A 26,940-nucleotide genomic window follows, 5' to 3' on the forward strand; every position below is an offset into this window, starting at 1 on the left:
AGACGCAATCCTCAAACTGCACGAATCACGCCCTCTCGACCTTCATGCAAAACAACGCCAACGCCAAAACGGGAAAGTAATTATCCACTGTGGAAAACGGTTTTCCTGACAACAACGATCGGCTTTGTGCTCAAGGCGAGTAGTCGATTGCAGCTCAGTTTCCCGGTAGTGGACGAGGCGACGAGTCCTCTGCCGATATGCCAATTACAGAGGACTCGTCGCCTCGTCCACTACCGCCTATCCGAAAACCAAGGTGCGGCGGAAGACAAGGTCCGGCGGCGCCCCGGCAGGGGTAAACAAAGCTTCCTGGATTTTTCGTGTTGGTATACAATCCTCCGCCACAGTGGAGATTGGCCGCGACCACCTGCCCGCCGGGAAGGATCTTTTAAAACCGATGAAGACGCGAGCCATCACGCTGCGGCCGACAAACACCGGCTCGCCAAAGAGGTGCACGGCAATCCCCCACTTAGCGATTGGCGTGATCGCGGTCGTGGCGACGCTGAACATCGTGACAACGCTGGACGTCGCGATTGCGGAAGAACCGTACAAAATTGAGTACTCGGACCCGCTCGCCGAACCGTGGCGGATCAGCCGGTTCCCGGAAGTGGACCACCTCAGGCTTCGCTGTCTCGAAGAGGATCTCGATGGCAACGTCTGGTTTGGCGTGCAGGACGGCGTGCTCCAATATGACGGCTACAGCTGGACCCATCACGGTAGTGACCAGGGGTTGCCGCCGTTGGAGGTGAAGTCGCTGACCACACTCGCCAACGGTGATTTGGTCGCGGCCACGCTGAGCGGACTGTATCGCAAGAGCGGCCCCCACTGGAAACGCATATTCCCCCGTGCTGACCAGCCGACGTGGGGCTTCTCGGGGGAGGTCATTGAATCACACGACGGAACGATCTGGGCCAGCTGCTCTCGCGGGCTTGTCCGACTGACCTCGGAAACGTCCACATTGTTCACGGGTCGAGAGTTTGTCGAGCTCTTCCAACGAGAAAAACTCTTCAACAAGGTCATCCCCCTACCGGACGATTGTCTCCAGCGGAAAGGCTATGACCAAACGCTCGGGATCGTCTTCAGCGGAAATCAAGTCGCGGCACTGAGCGAGAACAGTCCGGCCCGCGGCGCGGGCTTGCGTCCCAAGGACAGAGTCTTGTCCGTCAACGGCACGCCGCTCAGGAGCGTGGTCTCGTTAAGCAAAGCTCCAGGAAAGCAAATACGATTGCGAATCGAGCGTCCTACATCCGGTGAGCAACAGACGATTGTCATCGCGACGGAAGGCATCTCCGGCACCTACCTCTCGCCCTCGACCGAGTTCGTGCTGGAAGACAGCGCCGATCGCATCTGGGCCGGTGGGCTGAACGGAGTGTTGACGATGAGCCCCGACGGTGGCGAGACGTGGCGCACCTGGACCAAGTCGGACTGCCCGGTTCAGGGTCGCGTTCACCAACTCTTGGAAACTTCCGACGGAAACGTATGGGCCTTCGCGTCACGCCAGGCAAATTGCGCCGTTTACTTTGACGGGCAACGATGGAACGACGACCATTCGACGGATCTGGGCGTCAACGTCTCCGACGCCGTGCAAGTGTCGGACGGTTCGATCTGGGTCAGTTCGTTGAACCGCATCTACGTGTACCGAAACGGTCGCTGGAAGTCATATGACGCACGCGACGCCAAGCTCCCCAGCCGCAGCCAGCGAATGCTGTCCGCCACCGATGGTTCGCTCTGGATCCTGGGAAACAACCAGCCGGTCGTGCGGATCGAATTGTCGCCGGACAAGTTCACCTCGTTAAACGGTCCGACGTACCAATGCACGGACTCCACGGGTGCTCAATGGTTCGTCACCGATAACAAACAGCGGATCGTTCGACGCGAGGGGGGGGAAACGATCTCGTTCGGTGCCGAGGATGGCGTCATCGGTCACCCAACCAACATTGTTTCGTTGCCCAACATCGGTGTGGTCGCGATCGGCGCCCACCGTGGAACCAGCGCCGTCGCCACCTACGATGGTCAAACGTGGACGCGTCGAACGTTCCCGGAAGTCGCCGAGGGGTTTAGCAATAAAGCGTTTACCGTCACCCGCCAGGGGCATCTCTGGGTCGGCGGCAAGAGCAAGCGTAACCGGGGGCAAGTTGGTGGCCTTGTCTCGGGTGTCGGGGACGACTGGAAACACCTGCGTCCGCCACTCGCCCCCCCCTACCTCGGATGGATCGTGGAACTGCATGATGGCCGAATGATGGCGGGCAACAGCACCGGCGTCTGGACCTCGGGCGGAACGCATTGGTGGGCCGTCACGGATCCATTGCTCCATGGAGTTTCTTGTCCCGACGGCACGGTGGATGCGGATGGCACCGTCTGGTTGGCCTCCCGGTCCAACGGGGTGCTCCGATTTCAAAACGACAAGTGGACCTCATTGGACATTGCCGATGGACTCGCATCAAATGAAATCTCGGCGATCCACGCCGATCACCAGGGAACCGTTTGGGCCAGCACCCGAGACGGGCTTTGCCGGTTCGACGGCCAACGGTTCCGACGCATCGATTTTCCGCAGGAACTTGGACGCCGATCGATTCAGTCCAACAGCGGCGACGGGATCTGGCTCGACGGCGTGATTCGATACAGCGCCGACCCAGACCCGCCCCGAGCGACGTTGGATCAATCGACGATCACGGTGGACCCGGGCGCGCAGACCATTGTTTCCTGGTCCGGTGTTGATAAATGGAATCGGACCGCCGCCAACGACCTGCGTTGGTCATGGCGGGTCGATCGCGGCGCATGGTCTCCATTCGCGAAACAAAATCAAGTCGCTTTGGACAATCTGCCCGTGGGCAACCATACGCTGGAAGTTCGCGTTTCCGATGGCGACGCCAACGTTTCACCGGCGGCACGCGCGGTCGAAATCACGGTGCTCCAACCGTATTGGATGCGCACCTGGTTCCTGTCCGTCGCCGCGATGCTGTTGGCGTTGATCACGTGGCTGGCCACCAGTTTGATCCGCCGTACCCTCGCCCTGCGGCGGACCAACCGACAACTGCAACGGGCACGCGAAGAACTGGCCAATCAGTTTGCCGAAAAGTCGGCGCAGTTTCGAGCCATTTGCGATTGTTCACCCGTCGGCATCTTCGTCACCAACAACGCGAACGAAATCACTTATTTCAACAGCTACCTGGCGGAGGTTGCCGGACTCAAGGGCGAGCCGGAGTCGCAATCCACTTGGTTGGATGCGGTGCATCCGGACGACCGTGATCACATCCAGGCCTCGTGGCACGCCGGTGCACGAGCCAACGCCGGATCGCAGTTCAGTTTTTCCGGTCGATTGATGCATCCCGACGGGACCATTCGTAATTTCAACGTGGTCGCCGACCGAATCGAGCGCGACGGGCAGCGTCTCGGATACGTCGGCGCCCTCGAAGACGTCACCGAAAAGCTGATCGCCGATCAAGAACTCAAAGAAAGCAATCTGCAATTGCGCGAGGCACTCGATCGTTTGGCCAACGCCCAAGAGATCGCCATCAAGCGTGAACGACTCAACGCGCTCGGCCGGATGGCCGCCGGCGTGGCTCACGACATCAACAATTCGCTGACACCGCTGCTGACCTACGCCGAGATGCTCGAACAAGATTCCGACCTGCAAGGGGCAAGTCGGAATTGGCTGAAACTGATTCGACTGGGCGTGACCGATACCGCCGAAACGGTTCGCCGCTTGGAACACTTTTATCGTGAATCACACAATCGGGAGTTTCTGGAAGTCCTTGACCTGGATCACATCGTCACGCAATCGGTCGAGTTGACACGCCCCCGTTGGCAAAACGACTCGCTTTCGACGGGGAAACAAATCAGCGTGCACACGGATTTCTCGGCCAATCCCTTGGTCAAGGGAAATGGGACGCAGTTGCGTGCGGTTCTGACCAATCTGATTTTCAACGCCGTCGATGCGATTGACGATCAGGGCCAGATCACCATCCGCGTCGACGCCGATGAAAGCAGCGCGATCGTCGATGTTTCCGACTCCGGCCGCGGAATGTCCGCCGAACAACTGCAACATTGCACCGAACCGTTCTACACCACCAACACCAAAGGCAGCGGCCTGGGCCTCAGTGAGTGCGATGGCATCGTCCGCCAGCACGGCGGCAAACTGCACGTCCAATCCAGACCGGGCAAAGGAACGACGGTGCAATTTCGGTTGCCACGTGAACACGAGACACAGCCGCCGATCGACGAAGATTCGGTTCCGACTGCTGCCGCATTGGATGCCGACGCGGATGGCGCGGAGACGTCCCGCCGGGCACCCGACGAATTCCGCGTGCTGTGCATCGATGATGACGAACTGGTCCGGCAATCAACCGTCGCGGTCCTGCAATCGCTGCAACTGAGCGTCGAAACCGCCGAAGACGGCCCGACCGCCCTGAAACGGTTGCAGCAGCAAGAGTTTCAGCTGGTGCTCTGTGACCAGGGCCTGCCCGGAATGGACGGGCTGACCGTTCTCAAACACATCAAGTCACGCCAACCGAATCTGCCCGTGATCATGGTCTCCGGTTGGTCGTTGCCGCAATACGACGGCGTGCAACCCGATGGATTTCTGGAAAAGCCATTCGCAATGCTCGATCTGACGCAGCTGATCGAGTCGCTTTTGGAATGTGCCGACGCGTAGACAGTCGGGGTCGCAGAAATCATCCCCTCGCTGCGCTCGACCCTCCCGCACAGAGGTCGTGCGGTTTTCAAGTTGTTGATCACAAGGGGTTTTCGTCACTCTCCGCCGGGGCATTGGTATCTGAACACGTCGCTGTTTGCCCAAGGGGCATGCATATCCATAGCCTGGGGCAAGCAAACCGAGCATTTGCGAGGGTTGCGCCGCCCCAGGAATCTCATTGCAATGAGGTTCAATTTGGCCAACGGCCATGCACAACCTTCGCGTTTGACGAGGCATTTGTGTATGGCCGTTGGCCAATTCCTCCGTTCTCGTTTGCGGAACTTGGGCGATGCCCAAGGCTATGGATGTGAACGGCCGTTGGCCGAAACCATCCATCGAAAACGCCCGAGACGGGGATTCCGGAAAAAGATGCCGGAAACTTGCTAATAAATTCCTTCGCGATGAGTCTGTTCCTGTGCGAGGATAAGGGGTCGTGATTCAATTTCGCCAGGCGAACCGAACCGAATACATGCTGAAACAGACTCCTGATGTCAAACAATCGGGCGCCGAGGGCGAGTGTCAGCTGCCCCTGCGCGCCTTGTTTGAAACCGAGGAGACGCCGCTGTTGCGTTACGCGTTTTCGCTGACCGGACGGCGTGCGGTGGCAGAAGAGATCGTTCAAGACGTTTTTTTGCAGCTGCACGCCCGCTGGGATCAGGTGGACTCGCCCAAGGCGTGGCTGTTCCGCAGCGTCCGCAATCGGGCCTTCAGCTACATCCGACACATCAAACGCGAATCGCTCTCCAGCGATGACGGCAAACCGTCATCGGACTACAGCGACACCGGCTTCAACGAAACCGGAGACGAGACGCCTGAAGACATGCTGCTGCGAATGGAAGCCGCCGGCGCGCTGCGCCAAAGCTTGCTGGAACTCGATGAAGCGGATCGGCAGCTGGTCAGGTTGAAGTATTTCGAAGACCTCACTTACCGCGACATCAGCATCCAAACCGGGCTCACCATCGGCAACGTGGGCTACCGATTGCACCACATTTTAAAAAAGCTGGCCGGCAAACTCCGACCACTCGGAATCGACGGAAGCTCATGAACGAAGCATCTCAAAACGACCGCCTTGACCCCGATCTGGAAGCTCGCATCGTTGCACTCGTGCTCGGCGAAGCGTCGGAGCTAGAACGCGATCAACTGAACCGATTGATCGAGCAGCGCCCGGAATTGGCAGCGGTCAAAAAACAATTCGAATCCATCGATGGACTCATGCGCGACGTCAGCTCGGACGAAGCCCCGCCGGAAGACGAGGACTGGAAACTGCCCGCGGAGAGACGGCACAAAGTGCTGGCCGCGATCAGTGGCCAAGCGAAACAAACCGGCGACGCGCGACCACGGTTGCCGACCAGCCACTTCTGGAATGCCACTCGCGTTGCCATCTCCTTGGGCATCGCCGGCCTGTTCCTGATGCTCGCCACCGGCGCATTCATGATGCAGGAGTCGCGTCAAGTCGGCTCGGTCGCGACCGAGATGCAACGCGACTTCGCAGCAGACTTCGATGTCGAGGAGTCCGCGTCGGTCGAGTTCGAAGCGTCGATCGACGAGGAATATCTGTTCGAAGACGAATACGCGGTCAGCGGCGCGGGACGACGATTCCGCGGTAGCCAACTGGCGAGACCAGCGAAACCACAAAGCGGCGTCACATTCGGCGACACGGCGGATTCGAAATCCTCGCTGTCGGCCATTCGAGACAGTCTCGGTGTCGATGCGATCAAAAAGGAAGCTGTGCCCCCGTCAGCCTACTACTTGCAAGACGACGTGCAGTACTTCCCGACCGTTCCCAGCCCCCCTTTGCCCGAAGTGGCTGCCGCAGCGGATAAGTCGGGCGCGATCAATGGCCAGGCCTTCTCGCCCAAAGACAAATGGAGCGAAGTAGAGGCGTCACCGGAGTTCGCCGCCGGCGGGATGAAGCGCTTTGATGACGGGATCGAGCGATCCGGTCAGGTCGCGAAGGCAGCCCCACAAGCGGCTACCAGGTTCGGCAGAGGCATCACCGACTTTGAAACGGCGCAGCGCGGTGAACCAACGCAACGTCTCGATGACCAGAACGGCGCGGCCGGTGCGGCACTCGGCTTCCAAAGCGGGGCGGGCGGCGCCATGGGCGGCGGCGGGTTTGGCAGCGGGTTTGGCGGCGGGATCGGCGGAGAACCATTCGGAAGCACTGCGTCACCACAGCAAGGACTGGCCGAGGGATCCGACCCCATGATGGCCGGGATGGAGTTGATGGAAGGGATGAGCATGATGGGCGAGGCAACCGTGCCGCCGACCAACCGTCCAGGCGGCGGTCGGTTTTACGAGTCCGACGCCCTGTCGTATTCCATCCCGGCACCCGAAAACGCACCGGAAGCCGTCGTACCCGAAGCCATGTTACGCGAATTGGAGGAGCGATCCGATCTCGCAGTGACCGCACCGGCGGAGCAAAAACTTCTCCTCGACACCCCCAAAATCGTCATTCCTCAGGAGGAGGAACCGGCGCTGTTGGGAACCCGTGCTCTCAGTCGGCGGACGCGTGCGGCGATCGCTGGAAAAACGGCCACACTCAGTGATCTGCAACCCGAGCCTTCGAAACCAGCAACGCACTGGGGCGCCGGGATGAATGAGCTAGACGGACTTGCGACTGCCGATCGATCAAAAAAGTTTCGGGACCTGCAATCGGGACTTCAACGGCAAGCCGGCCAGGTTGCCAGCAAGGGCAAAGACGACGACCTGTTTGGCGACCCGCAGGTGAATTTCGAGACCGAATCGCTCAAGCGTTCGAGCATCGAAAAGTCGCCCGCGCCGGACGGACTGGATGAAAAAGACGCCGCCAAGGAAGCGTTTTCAACCTTCTCGCTGCACGTCAGTGATGTCTCGTTCAAACTCGCCGCCGCGGCGCTCGCCCAAGGCGAATGGCCCGAGCCGGCGAAAATTCGCGTCGAAGAATTTGTCAATGCATTGGACTATGGCGATCCGATGCCCAGCCAAGACGAAAAGGTCGCCTGCCGACTCGAGCAAGCCATCCATCCGTTTCTGCAACAACGTAACCTGCTGCGTGTCTCGATGCGGACCGCCGCCGCCGGACGGGCCAGCAACACACCGCTGCGTCTGACGTTCCTGTTGGACAACTCCGGATCGATGGAACGCATCGACCGGCAACAAACCGTCCGCCGCGCATTCGCCCTGCTCGCCCAACAACTCAAACCACTCGATCAAGTCACCTTGATCAGCTTCGCACGCCAACCGCGACTGCTGGCCGACAAGGTCGACGGATCCCAGGCACAACGGCTCGTCGAGCTGATCGATCACTTACCCAGCGAAGGTGGGACGAACATCGAAGCGGCATTGCAACTGGCGTTTGAAAAAGCCCGTGAACATCAGACCGACGGCGCGCAGAACCGAATCATTTTGCTCACCGACGGCGCCGTCAACTTGGGCAACGCCGACCCCGAAAGCCTGTCGGGGCGGATCACCACGATCCGTGAAGCGGGCATCGCCTTTGACGCCGCCGGCATCGTCGCCGAAGGACTCAACGACGAAATCCTGGAAGCGCTGACCCGCAAGGGCGACGGCCGCTACTACCTGCTCGATTCACCCGAAGATGCCGACGACGGCTTCGCCAGCCAAATCGCCGGCGCCCTCCGCCCCTCGGCCAAGAACGTCAAAGTACAAATCGAATTCAATCCCAAACGCGTCGGCCACTACAAATTGCTCGGCTTCGAAAAACACCTGCTCAAGAAAGAAGACTTTCGCAACGACAAGGTCGATGCCGCCGAGATGGCAGCGGCCGAAGCAGGAGTCGCGGTCTATCAATTCCAAGCCAAACCCGATGGCGAAGGCGACGTCGGTTCGGTCTCGGTCAGGTTCCAAGACCTGTCGACCGGACAGATGATCGAAAACCGCTGGCCGATCCCGTACGAACCCAACGCACCACGACCCGACCAAGCATCCGAATCGATTCGCATCGCAACCGCCGCCGCACTGTTCGCGGCCAAGCTCCGCGGCGATCCGCTCGGCGCCAACGTCGACCTGAAAACCCTCTCCGATCTGCTGGCCGGATTACCCGATCAAGACCGCAATCGCAAGCGAGTCCAACAACTCCAAATGATGATCAGCCAAGCCCGACAACTGGTCGGGAATTAAAATGGTTTCAAGTTTCAAGTTTCAAGTTTGAGATTCTCAGCACGTCTCTCCTCCGGCCCTGAACAGCTTTCACACTCGAAACGACCACCACGAGTTAGCCAAGAACGAGACTCGCACTCCAAGGAAATGCAACCATGAACGCATCCACCTCGACCGCGCCCCGAATTGCGTTCACCGTGTTCCTCACGTTGTTTCTGCTGGGAATGACCTTCTCGCTGAGCCATCGCGGCCACGCCCAGGATGATGCACCACAAGCCAAACTGAGCAGTTCCATTGCCGGTGACGGCACGGGAACGATCGTCGTGGAAGCCCGCGGACAAATTCCCGACCCACCGGTTTTTTATACGGCCAAGGCCACGTCGACGGCGAACGTTTCGACCGAACGGATCGAGCAAGCCATCCAACTGACGGCGAAAGTCATCCAAGGGCGCGCCAAGACCTTGAGTTTTGGGCTCCGCGGCCCGGACGCGATCAGTGATGTCCAGGGCGAAAACCTGCGATCTTGGTCCGTCCGCCGCGAAGGCGACGAGCGATTCCTGGATCTGCATATCAACCAAGATGCGACCGAGTTGAAGGTGGAGATCAAAACACGCTCGGAGAAATTACAGCTTCCCACGACCATCGACCTGACACACCTGACCCCGGGCGAGTCTGTCGGTTTCGATTCGATTGTCACCATCATCGATGCTCCCGAGGTTGCCGTGACCGTCAACTCGGTCAGCGGGTTTGTCCCGCTGGATTCGGGCGATCGTGCCAAGCGTTTCCAGACGGCCGGCGGCGGCCAAATCCAGCTCTCACTGCAGCGCGACGGCGCCGCCCCCGCAGCGGTCGAACTGGTCGACACCACCTTGCGCGGCGAGCTGCATCCCGATGGAAAATCGATTCGTTTCCAGCTTCGCAGCACCGCAAACGTCACCGAGCCCGGTGCCGAAATCATCATCCTCTCGGGCAATGCCGCCGTCAGCGAAGTGCCTGTCGACGACAACTACCAATTACAGCTCTCGACGCCCAACGGACAATCGGTTTACCTGCTGACCTTTGCCGATACCGGCAGCTTTCCGGTGGCACTCGATTTTGTCGCCACCCTGGACGCCCCCGCTCCCAACGTGCATCGCATGGACATCACCATCGCCGCCAGCGCCGTGGTTCCCCTGACCCTCGTCGGACTGGAATCGGATCTGGAATTTGAACGCGATCAAGAATCGGTCGTGCCGATTCGTAAGGACGACGCCTGGCTCGGTTTCTTGCCGGCAACCGGCCGCGCGAAACTGCAGTGGAAAACCGCACGTCAAACCGGCGAAGGAAAACTGTTCTTCACCACCACCGGCAAGATCGAAGCGAAAGTCGGCACCGGACTGCTGCGTCAAGATCACCAGATCACCTACCAAGTGCTGCAAGGCGAACTGAGATCGTTTCAGATCGGGTTACGCGGACCAGGTGAAATCCTCGACGTCCAGGGCGACAACATTGTCGGCTGGAAAGTCACCGAGTCGGGGCAATCGAGACAGCTCGACGTCACCCTCAGCCAGCCGATCACCGGCCAAAGCCAGATCAACGTGCGCAGCCAAACGCCGCTGGGCGCGTTTCCGGTGCGCGTCGAAGGGCTGCGGCTGGTCCCGATCGGCGCGATCCGTCATTCGGGGTTCCTGCGGCTGACGAACCTGGGTTCGGTGCGACTGGAACCGACGCTGCTGAGCGGCATGAACCAGCTGGCACCGGATCAGTTTCCCGGCGATTCGATCGAAGCCCGTCAAGTTTTCGTGTACCGATTCCCCGCCGCCGAGCATAGCTTTACCGTCGCGGCGGATCGCATCCAGCCGGAGGTCAATGTTTCCGAACTGGTGCTTTATGAATTGGCCGAGACGGATCGCGTGGTTCGGGCGGACATTGAACTCGACATTCGCGAAGCCCCGATCCGCGAGTGGGATTTTGGAATTCCGTCAGACTATTCCGTCGTCTCGGTCACCGGGGCGAGCGTCGCCGACTACATCACCGCAACGGCCGTCACGGGTGGTCGCCGCAATTTGAAAGTCATCTTCGGCCAAGACGTGATCGGGCGCCAGCTCGTCGCACTGCACTTGGAAAAAAGCGAAGCCGCGTCGGAGGGTGACTGGATCCTGCCACGCATCGAATACCCCGACGCAAAATCAGTTCGCGGCGATCTGGGAATCATCGGTGCCCCCGGCTTTCGAATTTCAATCGCGTCGACAGACTTGCTGGCCGAAAAACCCGTGTCGTACTTTCCCAAACCGACACCGAACCTGCAGCAAGCCTTTCGCATTCGCCAACCGGGTTGGTCGGCCACGATGAGCGTCCAACAACTCGAGCGCAGTGTGCAGTCGGACGTTTTTCACCTCTATTCCCTGAGCGAAGAAACGGTCTACGGCAGCGCACTGATCAACTACTTCGTCACCGGGTCGCCGGTTTCCGAATGGAACATCACCGTCCCGGCCACACTGGGCAACGTGATGGTCGATGGCAAGGACGTCCGCACGTACCGCAGAGAAGGCGACACGCTGATCGTCTCACTGCACCAACCCGTCATGGGCGCCTACACCCTGCTGGTGACCTTCGAAGAAAAACCGGACAAGAGCAACGGTTCGTTCAAGCCCGGCCAAGTCGCTCCGATCGGCGTCCAGGGCGAACGTGGTTACATCCAAGTGGTCAGCCCGATGCAGGTGAAAATCCAAACCGAATCGATCTCCGATGACATGCTCAACCTGGATCCGCTGGAATTGCCCGCGGAGTTGCGTCTGCTCAGCACCGCACCCCCGCTGGGAACCTGGCAATACACCCAACGACCGTTCGAACTGAACCTGAACGTCAGCTGGTTCGAGCCCGGCACGACCGCGACGCAGGTCGTGGAATTCGCCGAAGCCAACAGTCGTGTATCGCAGGACGGCGAACTGGTCACCGACGTCGTGTACTTCGTCAAAACACGCGGACAGCGCACGTTGAAGATTCAGCTGCCCGGCGAACCGGTCCGACTGTGGGCCGTTTCCGTGGGCGGCCGGCCCGTCACGGCTCGTCAATCCGACGAGGCCACGTTGATTCCGATCCCCGGCGGCACGGACCCGAATGTTCCGGTCGAAGTCAGTTTGCGATTGGGCAAACCGGCCGTTCACCAGTCCCACCCCGAACTCGCCTTGCCCACCGTGTTCGCCCCCATCCTGAAAACACAATGGAATGTGACCGGCGACGAAAAATACGTGTTGGTGCCCACCGGCGGAACGGTCACGCCGCCCGTCCCGGTGCTGCGGCCGTCCGGATTGGATTGGGTGGCCAAACGCGGGCTGATCGCGTTGGTGGTGATCGCGTTGCTGACCGGTTTCGGATTCTGGGCCTGCCGCAAACCGGGATCCCTCCGCGTCGCCGGTCTGCTAAGTTTGCTGATCGCGATCGGCGTGTCGGTCGCAACCGCGATGGTGGCGCTGTCACAACGGGGCGTTCCCGAGCCGTTACAAGTCAGCGTGCCGATTTTGGCGGCCGGCGAAACCATTGCGTTGCAGGTGAAGAACACGCCGCTGTGGCGCATCAATCTTTCGTCCGCCGGCGTGACCGCGTTGCTGTGCGCCATCATCGCCCTGGCCTGGTCGTTTAGGAAACACGACGTCCACGCACGCCGGCTGTTGCGTGGCGGTGGAGTTCTGTTGTTGGCCCTAGGTGTCTTGCTGCAAGGTGACAGCGCACCGTGGTTCTACGGACTGCTCGCCGTGGCGATTTTCATCCTGCTGTTCCTGCCGCCGGCGCGTGACTGGGTCCACCACACCAATCAATCCTTACGCGACCTCGCCGAGCGAAGGAAAGCCAAAAAGGAAAACCAAGATGACGCTCCAGGCGAAGTCCCCAGCGAAGCATTTGGTCCGGTGACGCCGATGCTGATCGGGTTCGCCCTGATGCTGTCGATGGCCAGCACCAGCCTGGCGGCCGTTCCGGCGGGGTTCCAGGCAGCCGACTCGATCAAACAACAGTGGAAACTGACGCATCAAGACGCGCGTTTGTCGGCGACCGGAACCCTCACGCTGTCCGGCCGACCGGGGGATCGTTTCCTGTTGCTCAAAGCCCCCGCCGTCCTAACGCGTTTCGAAGGAACCGGGCTGCGGCTGACCAAGACCGAAGTCGCCGGCGAAGGCCTCTCCTACATCGTCAGCATTCCGGCAACCGATCCGTCGCCCCCAACGGAAGACGACCAGCAAAACGAAGACCAGCAAGATAACGACCCGCAAGAAGCTCCGTCGGCGACGTACCAGGCGACCTTTGATTTTCAGCTGGAAGCGATCCAGCCGATGGGCGGCATCCCTGTGCTGACCGGCATCGCGGCCGTCCAACAGATCGACCTCCGCTACGACGAAGCCGGATGGGACGTCACCTCTCCGGCCGCGGTCCGCATCGAAACCACCGAAGTCGACGACGCGACCCAGGCCAACGTGCTGCTGCGCCCCGGCAGCGCGAGTTTGTTCTTGAAACCCCAAGTCCGTGATGTGACGACAGAGGAAACACAGTTCTTTGTCGAAGCGTCTAACTTGTACCTGCCGGGACCCGGTGTCGTCGACGGACGCCATCGTCTGCATCTCCGAACGTCACAAGGCCAAGTCAGCGAATTGAATGTCGTGGTCCCCCAAGGCCTGACCGTCAGCGCGGTCTCGGGGCCGGTCGGTTCCTGGCAATTCGATGCCGAAAGCGGCGGATTGAAGTTGCAGATCGATCCCGCGCAATCACAAGCCTTTGACGTGATCATCGAAACACAGCGCGGACTCGACCCCCTGCCGGCCGATGTCACGCTCTCACCGCTCAAGGTCACCGGCGCCAACGGTGAAGTCGGACTCGTCGCGATCGCCTTCGGTCCCGAAGCCCAACCCGAATCGTTGCAACCGAATCAGATGTCGGCCGTCAACTTGGGTGACTTTGACGCCGGCTTGATCACCAACAAACAAGCCGTGTTGCATCGGGTCTATCGCTATGGTGCCGAGGGTGGCGACGTCGCCGTGCGTGTCGCACCGGTGGCAGCGGAAGTCCGTGTCGCCAGCAAGCAAGTGCTTTCGCTCGGCGACGAACGCGTCGTCTTGGCGATCAACTTTGCCGCCGAAATCTCCCGCGCCGGACTGTTTCAGCTCAGTTTTCCGCTACCCGATGGGCTGGAAGTCGAATCGCTGACCGGCCCCGCGTTGCACCATTGGGCCGAACTGACTGAAAACGACCAACGACAAATCATCCTGCACCTCAACGGCAAAACCCTCGGCACGCAGAGCTTTGCACTGGCTCTGACCGGTGCCGCGCCGAGTGACGTCGGGCAATGGGAAATCCCCCGTTTCGAGCTGAATGAAGCGACGCGCCAAACCGGTGACTTGGTCGTCCGCCCGACCACCGGCATTCGGCTCCGAACCGTGTCCCGGCAAAATGTTTCCGAGACCGATCCGCGGGCGATGGGCGGCGAAGCCCAAGGCGCGTTGGCGTTTCGTCTGCTGCAACGCGACTGGAACCTGGTCCTGGGCATCGAAAAACTGGATCCCTGGGTGACCGGCCAAGTGTTGCATGAAGTCACGCTGCGGGAAGGCCAGACGCGAACGGCGTTGATCGCGAATTTCAATGTGCAAAATGCCTCGTTGCGTTCGCTACAAGTGGTCCTGCCGCTCAGCGACGCCGACGAAATCAAAACGCTGCGGGCAAGCGGCAACACCGTCAGTGACCTGATTCGCACAGCGGCGGATTCCAACGTCTGGGAAATCCAGTTCAAACGTCGTGTGGTCGGCAAGATCGACTTCCGCATCGAATACGAACGGCGGGGCGACCGAGAGAACGACAGTGAAACGCTCAACCCGGCGGGCTTCCCACAAGCGCGACAACTGTCGTATTTCTACGCCGTCCGCGCCGGCGGCCGCTTGGAATTGGAACTCGACGGACTGTCCGAAGGCTGGCAACAGATCGACTGGAGCACGGTGCCCCCGATGTTGCGTGAAGCGGAGAATCGAAACGCACCGGTGTTCGCCCTCCGCGCCGTCGTTCCCACCAGCCCACTGATCGTGCGTGCCCAACGGCATTCGATCGCCGACGCGCTCAAGCTGCGGGTGGCCCAAGGCTCCTTGACCACCATCCTGTCGCCGACCGGTGATCAACTGACCGCCGTCGAAGTGACCGTCGAAGTCATCCAGCGCAGCAGTCTGAGTGTCGGTCTGCCCGATGGCGGCGAACTGTTCAGCATCTTCGTCAACGGCGAAAGCGTCAATTCGATTCGTCAGGGAGGCGACACGAACACCTGGCAGTTCTACATCCTGCCGGGCATCGACGACCGAACCGCAACCGTCCGCTTTGTCTATTCGGTGTCGGGAAATCGGTTGCGGGATTTAAAATTGATCAGCCCCCAATTGAACGTGCCGCTGGAAAACATCCAATGGAATGTTGTTGCACCGAAAGGATTTGAGCTGACCGATCACGACGGCAATTTGGAATTGATCAGCCAGACCAACCAAGAGCAATACGATCGCAGCTCGTATCTGTCCAAAGCGGTCGGCAAGCGACAAGCCCAGGCGCAACAGGCCGCCCAGTTACTCGAACAAGCCAACCAGTTGTTGCAGGCCGGTGAACAAACCAAGGCCCGCTGGGCACTCAACAGCGTCGCCAATCAATACGCCTTGGACGCAGCCTCCAACGAAGACGCCCGCGTGCAGCTTGAAAATCTGCAAACGCAACAAGCGATCGTCGGACTCAACACACGTCGTCAGCGTCTGTATCTGTACAACACGCCCAGCGACACCGTGTCGGGAGACAACCCACAACTTCGCGAGGCCGCCGCCGACAACCCGATCCTGCAACAGGACCAATTGAATTTCCGGCCTCAACAATTGAGTCAGCTGCTGCGTGGCAACACGACCGAGGACAACGCGGTGCTGCAACAGATCGCCGCCCGCCTGGTCCGACACCAACGCACCACCGAACCTGCCCCGCAAGCGATCATCATCAGCCTGCCCGAAGAAGGCTCGGTCTATACGTTCGGCCGCACCGTGCAAGTTGCCGAAAACGCACCGCTGGAACTCGATCTGGAATTCGCCTCGCAGCACAGAATCCAAGCCTGGCAAATGGCCCTGGTCGCGCTGTTGCTAGCCGGCTTCGCAGCCGCGCTCGCCTTCGCCACCACCGGCCGCCAGCGCGACGAAAGGGACGTGGGGTAATCATCCTGCTTGCCTCGTCCCAAGGCTCGGGACATCGATTGTATAACGGTAGCTTTTGGCAACCAAATTAGATTCTCTCCCTCAGGGAGAGACGGCGTTTGCGCAGACCAGTAGGTCACGCTGTGCGTGACAATCGGCATGCACAGCATGCCCTACTTTTCTTTCCACCAGAGGGCCTACCGTCGGCGCAAACCGCGGGTCCGCACCGCGGCCTCACGCGAACATCATGATGATCGCTTGGGCGGCGATGATTCGCAGGATCATCGTCAGCGGGTAAACGGCTGCATAGGCCGTCGAACTGGCTTCGGAGTCGGCCTGAGAATTCGCGAACGCCAGCGCCGGCGGATCGGTCATGCTGCCGGCGATCACGCCGCAGATCGTCAAGTAGTTCTGTTTCCAAATCATTCGCGCCGCGATTCCCGTCGTCAGCAACGGGACCATCGTGATGATGATGCCCAGCCCCATCCATTGGACGCCCTGGACACTGAGCGCGGCTTCGAAGAAGGTTTCACCCGCGCCCAAGCCTGCGCAGGCGAGAAACAAAATGATCCCCAACTCCCGGAGCGCCAGATTGGCCGAGTAGGGGATGTACCAGACAAACTTTCCGACGCTGCCGATCAGACTGAACACAATCGCGGCCACCAGCGGCCCGCCGGCAAACCCCAGCCGGATCGGGAACGGGACACCGGGCAGATGAAACGGGATCATCCCGGCGACGACACCGATCGCGATGCCGAAGAACAACGGCGAAAAGTGCGTCTCCTTCATCGACTTGCCGGAGTTCCCCAGAAATTTGGTGACCCGTTCGATCGACTCTTTGTCACCGACAATGTGTGCGATATCGCCATAGTGAAAGCGGCTTGATCCCCGTGCGGTCAACTCGACGCCCGATCGAATGATCCGCGTGACCGACGTGTTAAAGACTTTGTCCAGCGACAGCTCACGGAGTGTCTTTCGCAAGGCTTGGGGATCGGTCACCAGGACGCGGCGATAGGCCACTTCGCCCGGCTCCTTCATCAGATCGATATCGACTTTGCGACCGATGACCGGCTCGATCCGATCCAGCGTGCTTCGTGGGCCGACGAGTTGAACGAGGTCGCCGTCGTGCAAGTCCGTTTCGTCCGTTGCTGCTTGAACGATGTCTTCACCCGCGCGTCTGATCCGCGAAATACGGACGCCGGAATCTTCGACGCCAGGGATTTGGCCGAAGGGAATGGATCCTAAATGGGGGTTGTCGATCACGATCGTGCGACGCTCGATCGGTTCATGATCCTGTTTCTCAAGCTCCTTGATTTGAGCCACTTCGTCATTGACGTTGATGCCGAACAGCCGTCGAATCAAAAGCATCGAGGCAATGATCCCGATGATGCCGCCGGGGTACGCGACGGCGTAGGCCGAGGCAAGCGATCCGATTCCCGCGGGCCTTTCGTTGCCCGACAGTGACAGCGCCGCCTGCTCCGCGGCTCCCAGGGAAGGCGTATTGGTCGTCGCCCCGCTGAACAACCCCGCCGAGGTGAACACGGGCAGCTCCAGCAACAACACAAAGGCGCAGATCAAGAGGACCGCCTGCACCACGATCGAGAGCGCCATGGAATTGAGCAAGATGCCTTGCTTCTTCCACAGCTCAATCACGCCGGGACCGAGCTGCAATCCGATCGTGAAGACGAACAAGATCAGCCCGAACTCTTTGGTGAAATCCGCGATCTCCGGATCAATCGACGCGCCGAAGTGGCCGAACAAGATGCCGGCAAACAGCACCCCCGCCGGCCCCAGCCCGATCCCCCGGATGCGAATTCCGCCCAACAACAGCCCGCAAACAGCGACGAGCGTGACGATCAAGATTGCGGCTGCGACGGGTGGCATGGATCAAAAACTTCCGTAACGGTGTGTTGGCTGATTCGACGAGCAGAGCGTGAAAACTCAGGACCTGTGCGGCAGAACAGATTTGCTACTCAACAGCGTGCATCGCCGGTGCCCCCTCGTGGGGCCGTCGCTTGAGACGCGTTGCACCCGACGTTTGCCTTGCTTCGTGCACGAATCAGTTGCGTTTCAGGGGTGTCGTACTGGATCAATCGGCTGCACTCAATGGGACGGGTGGAACCCCCAAGTCGCCAATAGCCTTTGTCCACCGATTGCGGTGGGGAATGCGCTGTTAGCGATCGAAAATCAGATCCGGCGGGCCAGCTGCCAGAAAACGCGCCGGCCACAATCAAAGCACTCCATCGCCCCATTGCGGGGCGTGCAGTTTTTAACGTCACCCTCCTGGCAGGAGGGTCGAGCGGAGCGAGGGGCATAGGCATCAAGTTAGGAAGTAACCCTCCCGTGTGCGGGAGGGTCGAGCGCAGCGAGGGGCATAGGCATCAAGTTAAGGAATATTCGAGCAAGTTGGGATCGCGGAGCAATTCCGCAGTTCCCGGCTTTTTCCGCCTTTTTGTTCGCTTGCAGATCGGTAGGACTCGGTTTCGGATTTTTGCGAGATATTCGCAAAGTCTTGAATGCGATACGAGGCAACTGGCCAATTCATCCATCCAATTTGCAAGCCGCTTAGCTATCTTTGCGAAGCTTAGCGATGAATTCTCGAACCAGCCCGCCAGTATGACCAACCACTGCTGGAGAAGTGCACCACAGAGGCGGACCCAAAACCGGGCCATCGAAATGGTGTCCGTGCGCCCATCCATCAGATCGATCTGGCAGTACGTTTTCCATCGCTTGAAGAGCAATTCAATTTGCCAGCGGCTGCGGTACAAAACGATCGCCTCTTGGACGCTCAATTGCTCTACTGCAAGATTGGTGGCTAAAAAGTTCCAGTCGCAAGCCGCCAAGCGGTCCTGACTCGGTGTACGGCCCTTCTTTTTCGCCCGTTTGCGAACTTCCCTGCGACGTTTCGCGGCGATTGCCTTGGGGATTCGCCATGCGATCAATCGGCAGTCCAGCGGAGTGCCTTGGCCGACTGTGACGTCGCAGTCGATCAGTGAGTCATTTTGTCGGCTCAGCCAAGCAACTAGCCCTTCGGAGTGATCGTCCACCTTGATTTTCACGTTGTAAAGCAATCGCGTCAGGAAAAAGGCTCCCCACGCTGCATAACACGAAAGGACGGCGGATGAGAAATAGCCGAGGTCAGCGATTCGAAGTGAGCCTTTCTGGAGTGGCACGACTTGACGGTTTGTTGCCTGATCGGGCGACTTCCCTGGTTCGAGTTGAATGCACTGCAACTCCCCATTGGCCAGGTCAAGTTCGGTTTGAAGCTTCACTGCAGCGGTATTGTGCTCCCCTACACCGCCACAACCTGCAAATTCTGCTGCCAAACTCGGCGGCAAGCTGATCACCGAACTGTCGATCAGCTTGACCGACGTAAATCGTTCCAAAAGCGGGGCGAGCTTCGACTCGGAGTGCATGACCTGCATACTCATCTTGGCAAACAGCGAACGAAAGAAGGCGACCAATTGATCGCTATATCGTTGCTCAACGGCCTGGGGAGAAATCGTCAGCCCCACAGAAGCAGCCATGCTGGCAATGTCCTCCTCGTTGGCGGTCGGTTTGGCTAGCATGGCCAAAATGAACGACTTCGCGAGCGTTGAGGCATCAAACTTTCGTCGTCGTTTGATGACCTTGGATTCGGCGGCAGATTGCTCGGCAAGTTCTCCGAAACTGGTCTGTAACAAAGTGGCCAATCGATCTATGGTCTTCACGGCGGAAACTCCTTCTTCCGAGGTTGTGGTGATAACTACCTCATGAAGGTTTTTCCGCTTTTTTTCTACCTCAATTCCTTAACTTGGTGCGTATGGGGTCGAGCGCAGCGAGGGGAGGGTTTCCGCTACCCCGCGTTCACCGATGCCAACAACGACGCCGATAGAGCCCTCCCCGCTCCGAGCGCAAACTGCTCCGCGACCCTCCCAAAGGGAGGGTGACTTCACCTCAATGATGAACCGACGGCTTAACTTAATGCCTATGGGGTCGAGCGCAACGAGGGAAGGCTGCCGCCGACGATTGCCCCCCCAAATCTACGGCAGATCTCGATCCCTGGAACAATGGCAATTTGGCACGATGAACTTCCATGACCTCGCTAGACAACCGAACCCGAATCAGGCAAAATACGTCCTGAGTCGCAAGACACGCACCCGTGGCACAACTGGATAGCGCATCGGTCTTCGGAACCGAGGGTTGCAGGTTCGAATCCTGCCGGGTGTACTCTTCACGATCTGCGGAATTGGCCCTACCGGCCAGTTCGTAGGTTGAGAGCTTCCATGGTCCACTCAATAAACGCCGTGTTTGGGGCGTTTTTCAAATTCCAGTGATTTGCTCCGGACCTCTCTTTCGGACTCGGCCTTCCCGAATCCGCATGAGCCAGCGTCCGTCTCAACGGTTTTTTCTCTGCGAACTATCGCGCTCTCTGTTCACAAAGTGGCTGCTTGTTACCACGCCGTTTGCTTCCGACCCACCGAACCAGACGGTTCATCTTTGGTTCGGGTTAACAGCTTGAGAGTCTTTGATCGCCTGCCACATCTCGCGTTGCCGTTTCCAATCAAGCGTTTTAGCAATGGGGCGGATCTCGGCTTCCTTGATCGGGTCGCGACCTTTGACGGTGTTGGGCAGGAACAGGATTTCCTCTTGGATGTCAGGCGCAAGGTTGTCCATCCACATGATTTGCGTCATGCGAGTGGTTGAGATTTGGCCGTAGTGAGCCAGTTCGGATTGATTGATGATCGTGCCGTCCTGGATCAGTCGGTGACAGCGATGGGCCAAGGCAAGCAGTCGCGTGATACGTGGGACTCGGCCGGTAGGCTTGCTGGGAGCGACACCGGTTTGCAAGTGTTTACGACCGTCACGCTTTTTGGTGACGTGGAACTTACGATTGATGGTGAGGGATTCACTCATTGGGCGGTCTCCAGAGGTTGTTGAGTCAGGCTTTTCAGGCCTGTGGGATGAAAGGTGATTGCAACGTTGCCGCCGGCGCCGTCGAAGTTGACTGTGTCGACCAGTAGCGAAACGACGCGGACTTGTTCTCTTGGCGGGAGTGCGTCCCAGACTTCGTCGAAGTCGGCTAAGACATTTTGAATGTCGGATTGGTTGATTTCCTGTGTTGCGAGCGCGGCTTCTTCATCGGCGATCGCTTTCAACCGTTGATCAGCCGTTTGGATTCGTTGTTGAATCTCCGACAAGCCTGAGATATTTCCTGCGATCTGCGTATTGGCCGCGATCGCTTGCAGCTTGGAATGGTCGTTTCGGATTTGGCGATCGAGTGCTTTGCGTTCGTCTCGTAGTAGCTCCATCGCGGTTTGGCTTCGAGATTGAACCTCCGCGGCGGTGTGGGCCAGCATCACTGGATCGCTGCCGATCGTTCTGATTTGCTCGACGACGAAGCGTTCGATTTCGCCGGCAGGCACCGAGGGCGACGGGCATTCCGACCAGCCTTTTTGCATTACCGTTCCGCAGACGTAGTAGCGGTACCGCTTGTTACCCTTGCTGCTGTAGGAATGCGTCATCGGGCGGCCACAGGCTTTGCACTGCAGCAAGCCCTTGAGCATCGCGTTGTGTTTGTTGCGAACCGCGGTTCCGCCCGCTTTGCCGTTGTTGGTCAACCTGTTTTGGACGCGGTTGAACAACTCGACAGGCACAATGCCAACGTGCTCGCCTTCGTGTACTTCGTCCTTGTATTTAATCTTGCCGATGTAGGTAATGTTTGTCAGCAGCTTATACAGAGCATTTCGCGTGAACTCGCGTCCGCCCCGGTGATCGCCTTTCTTGGTGGCCCAACGCTTGGTTGTCCAGCCTCTTCGGTTGATTTCACGAATCGTCGGCAGCAGCGATTGGTATTCCAGATACAGCTCAAAAATTTGACGAACTCGCGTCGCTTCGGTTTCGTCAACGATCAGCCTTTTGTGCTCGACGGTATAGCCGAGAAGTGGCATTCCGCCTGACCATTTGCCACGCCGGCGCGATGCGGCCACTTTGTCACGAATCCGCTCGCTGATCATCTCCCGCTCGAATTGGGCGAACGAAAGCAACACATTCAACACGAGCCGGCCCATCGAAGTCGATGTGTTGAACTGCTGCGTGACGCTGACGAACGAGACTTGGTGCGAATCGAACGTCTCGATGATGCGGGTGAAATCGAGCAGCGAGCGACTGAGCCGGTCGACTTTGTAAACGATCACGCAGTCGACTTTGCCGGCTTCGATGTCGGCCAGCAGGCGTTTCAACGCTGGTCGTTCCATGTTGCTGCCAGTGAAACCGCCATCGTCGTAGGTCTCGGGGACGATCTCCCAGCCTTCGTGCTTTTGCGAAGCCGCATAGGCTTCGGCCGAGTCCCGTTGGGCATCGAGCGAATTGAACTCTTGCTCGAGACCTTCTTCGGTGCTTTTGCGAGTATAGATCGCGCAGCGGAGGACCTTTTCTGATTGGGTTGATAGTGACTTTCTCATTGGCCAGCCTCCTTGCAGTTGAGATTGAAGAACTTATTGCCGCTCCAGTGCGATCCGGTGATCTTCTTGGCGACGGCACTTAGCGATTTGTAGAACTCGCCCTCGTATTCAAATCCGTTTGCCAACACGCGGACTCGGAGTTCTTGGCCTTTGTAGACGCGGGTGATCAGTGTGCCGGGCAGTGGCCGGCCTGGTGGCGTCGTGTTGCTACAAGGAACGATCCTTGTCCGTTTGTCGGCGTCGGCCGGCAGGCTACGTTGTCGCGGCGCAGTGACCCGCAAATCGGCACCGTCGGCCAGTTCACGAGCACGAGCGATGGCACGCTCGGACAAGCCGCCTTCTTCGATGCTCTGCATCCGCCACATAATTCGCCGAACCAACCACTTCCGGTTCGCGGCTTTTGTGTTTTCGCCGGTGACTTCCGCGAAACGTTCGCGGAGTTCACCAACGGTCATCTTTCGCAGCGTGGCGACTTCCTTGGTGACATTCAATGTCATTTGCTTTCTCCCTTGTTTTGTTCGTGAGACGCAGAGATCGAACCCGAGTCCACACAGATCCCTGAGTTCGCAAACGAGTCAAGCCGATCGTTGGCAACTTCGGAAAAGATCTCGCACTTCGACGAGAATCGGCCTTGTTTCTGCAAGGCGATGATCGCGTCGGCCAAGCAGACGGCGACCTGGCGTGTGCGGTGACATTCACGCACGTCGTCTGGTTTTGTTTTGGTGAGCATCCAATGTCCTGGTATCTCGTGGTGGAAAGAGACAGGGGTCGTTGGATCGGTAGATTGTTGGATTGGTTGTTGGTTGGCGTTGGTTGTTGGTTGGCGTTGTCAGCCCCCACGTTGCCTTGTGTCGCGAGTTTCTGCCTTCGCCGGGGACTTTGCCCGGCTTGGCTTTGGCAGGCCCATGGACGACCTTTTACGCTCAAGGCAATCGGCAACCACGGAGTCGGTTTCGAGTGGCTTTTACTTGATTTGCTTTAGACGTCATGGTTCATTGGTAACGCCGTATGAGTTGCATGAAAAAACGATGCCCAGTTGGAGAAAAAGACGTGACTGAAGAAAGACGCAACGCTACCGAAACCCTTCGTCGGATCTTGCGCGACATGGACCCGGCGAAGGCCCAAGAGATTCGTCAGTGCTACTACGCGGTGATGGATCATCTGCGTCCCTTGGCGGACTTGCTTGAGATCGAAGACCTCAACACAGGCGACGAGCCTGGTGGAATCTTGATCCACGAGCACCTGCTGGCGATCTCTGCCATCGATGCGATGAGCCGAAGTCAGCTAGGTGCTGCTCTCTAGGCAACGAGTCAATCCAACGAATAATTCTGAGAACATGTACGTAGGTCGACGAATTGAACAATGAATTGATGATTGGGGATCGCATTCGTTTGATCTCGATGCCCAACGATCCAGACCCAGTTCCGGTAGGCACCGCCGGAACCGTGGCCGGCATCTATCCTCAGCGAGACTGGACGCAAATCGACGTCAATTGGGTCAACGGTCGGACTCTGATGCTTTCGGTTCCGGATGACTGTGTGGAACGACTTCCCCGGGGTGAATAGGAAGTTGAGGCAAGGTTTCAGTCCATTGCCCTAACTGAACTGCGTGCTCCGTGCCCCAGTGCGTCTTTCGCAGTCCCAGGCAAATCGCGTCGACATCAGCTTGACCGCTGAGATTCTCGATCGTTTGGCGGAGCAAAGTGATGCTGGGAATGACGTAAACGGTTCGGTCGCGACGCGGCTCCGCTAGTCGTCGCAGCAATCCCTGACGCTCCAGGTCACGGGCAGCGCGAACAAGCTGCATTTTTCGGCTTGGGCTATGTCCGGCCGACCAATACTCCGGCGTGAACGGGATCCCGCGAATCCGCATGCCATCCAGCCATGTACTACTAATCCCGACCGCGCTAACGTCGATTTCGGCAAAGACCTCGATCTCAGCAAGCAGTCGCGAAGCCAGTTGAAAGTGCTTCAGTTGCATCTACTTTTCCAAAAGTCGGACAACGTGTTCCAGGATACAAACTCTGTGTATTAGCGTGGCTGTTCCGGTGGCCCTGTCATGAAAACGATCCGCCGGGAGGACCCACTCGATGATCTGTTTGTGTGTTGTGTGTGTGCTGCGTGCGCGCACACACAGCACAGGGCGTGTGTGTGCAACACGCCCTGGGGGTACTAGGGGGTGTGCGCGCAACACACACAGACCGGTTTCTGTGTGCTGAACGCGCAGAAGACGCTGCGCGCGCGGCACACAGGTTTACTTCGATTTCCTGTCTGTGCGCGCACCCGAAAAGCGTGCGCGCAGCACACAGAAGTGGACGTTGAGCCATCACTCCGTCCCCTCCTCTGGCTGCGGAATGTTGGCCAAGCCGACCGGCTTGTTCGCACCTGACTTCCATCGGTAGATCAATCCCTGTTGTTCAGCGAGCTCCTGCAGCTCCTTGATGAGCCGCTGAGAGATTCCGGCTTTCGAAGCCTCGCTGCGGACAAGCGTCATCATTTTTGGCTTCTCGGTGACGAAACTTTTTGCAAACGACTCCGCCGTCCATTCCGGCGTTTCGGATTTGGCGCTCTCCTGGGAGCGACCTCGCCCGTTTGATCGCTCAAACTTCAAGTCGGCAGGATCGAGATAGGCATCTGGTTGCCAGACGGGGAATTCCCACCTCAAACAACGCGGCTCAATCGGTGGCCACGACCGAACCGCGGCGTCGGCAACCACGCATCCTTGCTCTTGGTGCTGCCTCAGGACCAAGTGCGTGTCCGTCGCCCGCGATTGGCTTCCTGCACCCGCGCCAACGTCCGTAACGCTCTTTCCCGACTGGTTACCTTTGCTCGCGTGATGCACCAGCACGAAGGAGCAACCCAGCTGATCGGCATACTGATCGATCAGGTTGTAGATGTCGGTCAGATTTCCGTTGCTGTTCTCGTCGGTGTCCTTCGGAAGGAAGCGATAGAAAGCGTCCATGATGACACCTTGAAAAAGCCGATCGCCAATTGATCGAAATAGGCCCTTAGCTTCTCGAAGTCCAACAAACGTCCGCGTAGGTTGTCGATGAACAGGCTTTGCCGAGTATCCGATATCCGGACATCGCGGGCTTCCGCCACGCGCGGGATACGGTCCGCCGATGTCTCCGCATGCAGTTCGTTGTCCAACAGCAGAACGTTTCCCTGGTGAGTCGGAAATGCTCCGAGCCACGGTCGCCCTGTCGCGATGGAAAGGGCAAGGTCGGTCACGAGCCAAGACTTGCCGGCTTTGGGTGGGGCGATGACGTTCATCGTTTCTCCCTCGCGAAGCAATCCGTCGATAATCGGCGTTCGCAGGCGGGGATGTTGATCTACCAAATCGGCGACAGGCAACGGACTTGGAAGCGGGTCCGCCCAGACTTGCTCGCCCGACTTCGCGAAGCCTCGGGTGCATCGCTTCTCTGCATCCCGAATTCGTTTCAGGATTTCCGTGTCGGACCAGTGAATCGGAAACGGAGCCGACTTTTCGTAGTTGCGGATCGTGCCCAACGCCCCTTGATCATCTAGATCATGCTCGACACAACGGCAACATGCAGCGAACAAGCGGTGCGAACCGTCGTTGTGGTCCGTCACGTTCATCGCCAGAAGTGCGTCCAAACAGGCTGTCTGGCTGTGATTCACATTCATTTGCGAAGGCTCCACGCTTTCGGCTCGCACCTCCTTACGTGGCCACAACCAATCGCACATCGCATTGAAATCGTCGTGACAGTCCTCAATCGTCCTGGGGAATCCTTCCATTATACGACCGGTGACGGCGAAAAAGCGGCCTTGGTCGTAAACCTCCACTTTGCCGATTCCAAGTGGCCCAAATCCGTCTCTGCGTGAACCGACTAATGCAGGCTTCACACCCCGCAAGAACAGCTTGACGCCTCGTCCCGATGGAGAAATCTCGGTGTAGGTATTCAAGCCTTTGACGATGTCTTGGCCCCAAGTGAACTGACCGCGTTCATCGAGGCAATCGTCCAGGTCAACGCCAGCCAGTGAGTCAACTTCGGTAAAGACGATTCCCAAACCATCCCAGTCGTGATGATTGCTGAACGCCTCCATTGCGAGATCGAAAGGCGACCATGTCTTCGGTTCCGACACGCTGGCAAACTCGCAAGTCTGCGTGTCGATTGGCACCTTGGTTGGGCGACCGTCTCGCATGATCGTTTTCCAAGCCACCCAGCGGTCAATTTCAATCAAACATTGTGGGATATCGTGTACCGGGTATTCATACGCTTCCATGCGTGCTTACCTCCTTTTCTGTTGACGTGGCATCACGGCGACGATCCGCGTCCATGCGGCGGAGTTCGCTAGCGATGTGGGTCAAGTTGGCCTGCGAAAACACGCGAGCATGGCCGGCCCAGCCGGAGGCTTCGATTCGCCTGGATCGAATCACGTACTCGACACGATGCACTTTGGTCTGCAACTGTCTGGCGATTTCGCCAACGGTCAGCAGCAGGGGTGGCTGCGACATGAATTTCCTCGCGTTCTACCGAGACTTCACGCCAACAGCCGTAACTGAATCTCACCGGATA

16 protein-coding genes and 1 tRNA gene are annotated in these 26,940 nt (G+C 58.6%); 7 read left to right on the forward strand and 10 right to left on the reverse strand.

What is annotated here, in order from left to right; all coding sequences use genetic code 11:
• The first annotated feature begins 394 nt into the window (after positions 1–394).
• From TBK1r_RS22430 to TBK1r_RS22445, 4 genes are all read left to right on the forward strand, one after another.
• Positions 395–4,651, forward strand: coding sequence for an ATP-binding protein (locus TBK1r_RS22430; protein WP_145215708.1), 4,257 nt, complete (start codon positions 395–397; stop codon positions 4,649–4,651).
• Between the two features lie 472 nt (positions 4,652–5,123).
• The gene (locus tag TBK1r_RS22435) at positions 5,124–5,735 is read left to right on the forward strand and encodes an RNA polymerase sigma factor (protein ID WP_372897065.1); all 612 of its coding nucleotides are present in this window, start codon (positions 5,124–5,126) and stop codon (positions 5,733–5,735) included.
• Positions 5,732–8,812, forward strand: coding sequence for a YfbK domain-containing protein (locus TBK1r_RS22440; protein WP_145215711.1), 3,081 nt, complete (start codon positions 5,732–5,734; stop codon positions 8,810–8,812). Before TBK1r_RS22435 ends, TBK1r_RS22440 begins: the two co-directional genes overlap by 4 nt.
• Before the next feature lie 134 nt (positions 8,813–8,946).
• Positions 8,947–15,978 (forward strand): hypothetical protein, encoded by a 7,032-nt coding sequence (locus TBK1r_RS22445; RefSeq protein ID WP_419580277.1) that lies wholly within the window; start codon positions 8,947–8,949, stop codon positions 15,976–15,978.
• A gap of 213 nt (positions 15,979–16,191) precedes the next feature.
• Here the strand turns inward: TBK1r_RS22445 and TBK1r_RS22450 are convergent, their stop codons facing one another.
• Together TBK1r_RS22450 and TBK1r_RS22455 are read right to left on the reverse strand one after the other, a co-directional pair.
• Complete coding sequence (locus TBK1r_RS22450) at positions 16,192–17,841, reverse strand: putative transporter (protein WP_145215714.1); 1,650 nt, start codon at positions 17,839–17,841, stop codon at positions 16,192–16,194.
• Between the two features lie 497 nt (positions 17,842–18,338).
• The gene (locus tag TBK1r_RS22455) at positions 18,339–19,667 is read right to left on the reverse strand and encodes an IS4 family transposase (RefSeq protein WP_419580149.1); all 1,329 of its coding nucleotides are present in this window, start codon (positions 19,665–19,667) and stop codon (positions 18,339–18,341) included.
• Between the two features lie 425 nt (positions 19,668–20,092).
• Here TBK1r_RS22455 and TBK1r_RS22460 point away from each other — a divergent pair.
• A tRNA-Arg gene (locus tag TBK1r_RS22460) sits at positions 20,093–20,166 on the forward strand.
• Between the two features lie 264 nt (positions 20,167–20,430).
• Here TBK1r_RS22460 and TBK1r_RS22465 read toward each other — a convergent pair.
• The 4 genes from TBK1r_RS22465 to TBK1r_RS22480 are packed head-to-tail and all read right to left on the reverse strand — an operon-like array spanning position 20,431 to position 23,130.
• Positions 20,431–20,853: a hypothetical protein gene (locus TBK1r_RS22465; protein WP_145215716.1), complete on the reverse strand. Its 423-nt coding sequence runs from the start codon at positions 20,851–20,853 to the stop codon at positions 20,431–20,433.
• Complete coding sequence (locus TBK1r_RS22470) at positions 20,850–22,400, reverse strand: recombinase family protein (RefSeq protein ID WP_145215719.1); 1,551 nt, start codon at positions 22,398–22,400, stop codon at positions 20,850–20,852. The genes TBK1r_RS22465 and TBK1r_RS22470 overlap by 4 nt, the downstream gene beginning before the upstream one ends.
• Positions 22,397–22,897, reverse strand: a complete 501-nt coding sequence (locus tag TBK1r_RS22475; RefSeq protein ID WP_145215722.1) for a DUF2924 domain-containing protein — start codon at positions 22,895–22,897, stop codon at positions 22,397–22,399. Before TBK1r_RS22475 ends, TBK1r_RS22470 begins: the two co-directional genes overlap by 4 nt.
• Positions 22,894–23,130 carry a hypothetical protein gene (locus TBK1r_RS22480; RefSeq protein ID WP_145215725.1) on the reverse strand — a complete coding sequence of 79 codons (237 nt, stop codon included), beginning with the start codon at positions 23,128–23,130 and terminating at the stop codon, positions 22,894–22,896. Before TBK1r_RS22480 ends, TBK1r_RS22475 begins: the two co-directional genes overlap by 4 nt.
• A gap of 320 nt (positions 23,131–23,450) precedes the next feature.
• Here TBK1r_RS22480 and TBK1r_RS22485 point away from each other — a divergent pair, with 320 nt between their 5' ends.
• Together TBK1r_RS22485 and TBK1r_RS22490 are read left to right on the forward strand one after the other, a co-directional pair.
• Positions 23,451–23,702 carry a hypothetical protein gene (locus TBK1r_RS22485; protein ID WP_145215728.1) on the forward strand — a complete coding sequence of 84 codons (252 nt, stop codon included), beginning with the start codon at positions 23,451–23,453 and terminating at the stop codon, positions 23,700–23,702.
• 98 nt (positions 23,703–23,800) lie between these two features.
• Entirely contained in the window at positions 23,801–23,965 is a 165-nt protein-coding gene (locus TBK1r_RS22490; RefSeq protein WP_419581587.1) for a hypothetical protein, read from the forward strand.
• Here TBK1r_RS22490 and TBK1r_RS38930 read toward each other — a convergent pair.
• The 4 genes from TBK1r_RS38930 to TBK1r_RS22505 all read right to left on the reverse strand — a co-directional run bounded on the left by TBK1r_RS38930 (position 23,898) and on the right by TBK1r_RS22505 (position 26,879).
• Positions 23,898–24,380, reverse strand: coding sequence for a hypothetical protein (locus TBK1r_RS38930; protein ID WP_419581624.1), 483 nt, complete (start codon positions 24,378–24,380; stop codon positions 23,898–23,900). The two genes, TBK1r_RS22490 and TBK1r_RS38930, sit on opposite strands and share 68 nt — an antisense overlap.
• A 345-nt stretch (positions 24,381–24,725) precedes the next feature.
• Positions 24,726–25,361, reverse strand: coding sequence for an AAA family ATPase (locus TBK1r_RS22495; RefSeq protein ID WP_145215734.1), 636 nt, complete (start codon positions 25,359–25,361; stop codon positions 24,726–24,728).
• Positions 25,301–26,647, reverse strand: coding sequence for an AAA family ATPase (locus TBK1r_RS22500; RefSeq protein WP_145215737.1), 1,347 nt, complete (start codon positions 26,645–26,647; stop codon positions 25,301–25,303). The genes TBK1r_RS22495 and TBK1r_RS22500 overlap by 61 nt, the downstream gene beginning before the upstream one ends.
• Positions 26,634–26,879, reverse strand: a complete 246-nt coding sequence (locus TBK1r_RS22505; protein ID WP_145215740.1) for a hypothetical protein — start codon at positions 26,877–26,879, stop codon at positions 26,634–26,636. The genes TBK1r_RS22500 and TBK1r_RS22505 overlap by 14 nt, the downstream gene beginning before the upstream one ends.
• Positions 26,880–26,940: the final 61 nt, after the last annotated feature.

Source organism: Stieleria magnilauensis, assembly GCA_007753675.1.
Lineage (GTDB): Bacteria > Planctomycetota > Planctomycetia > Pirellulales > Pirellulaceae > Stieleria > Stieleria magnilauensis.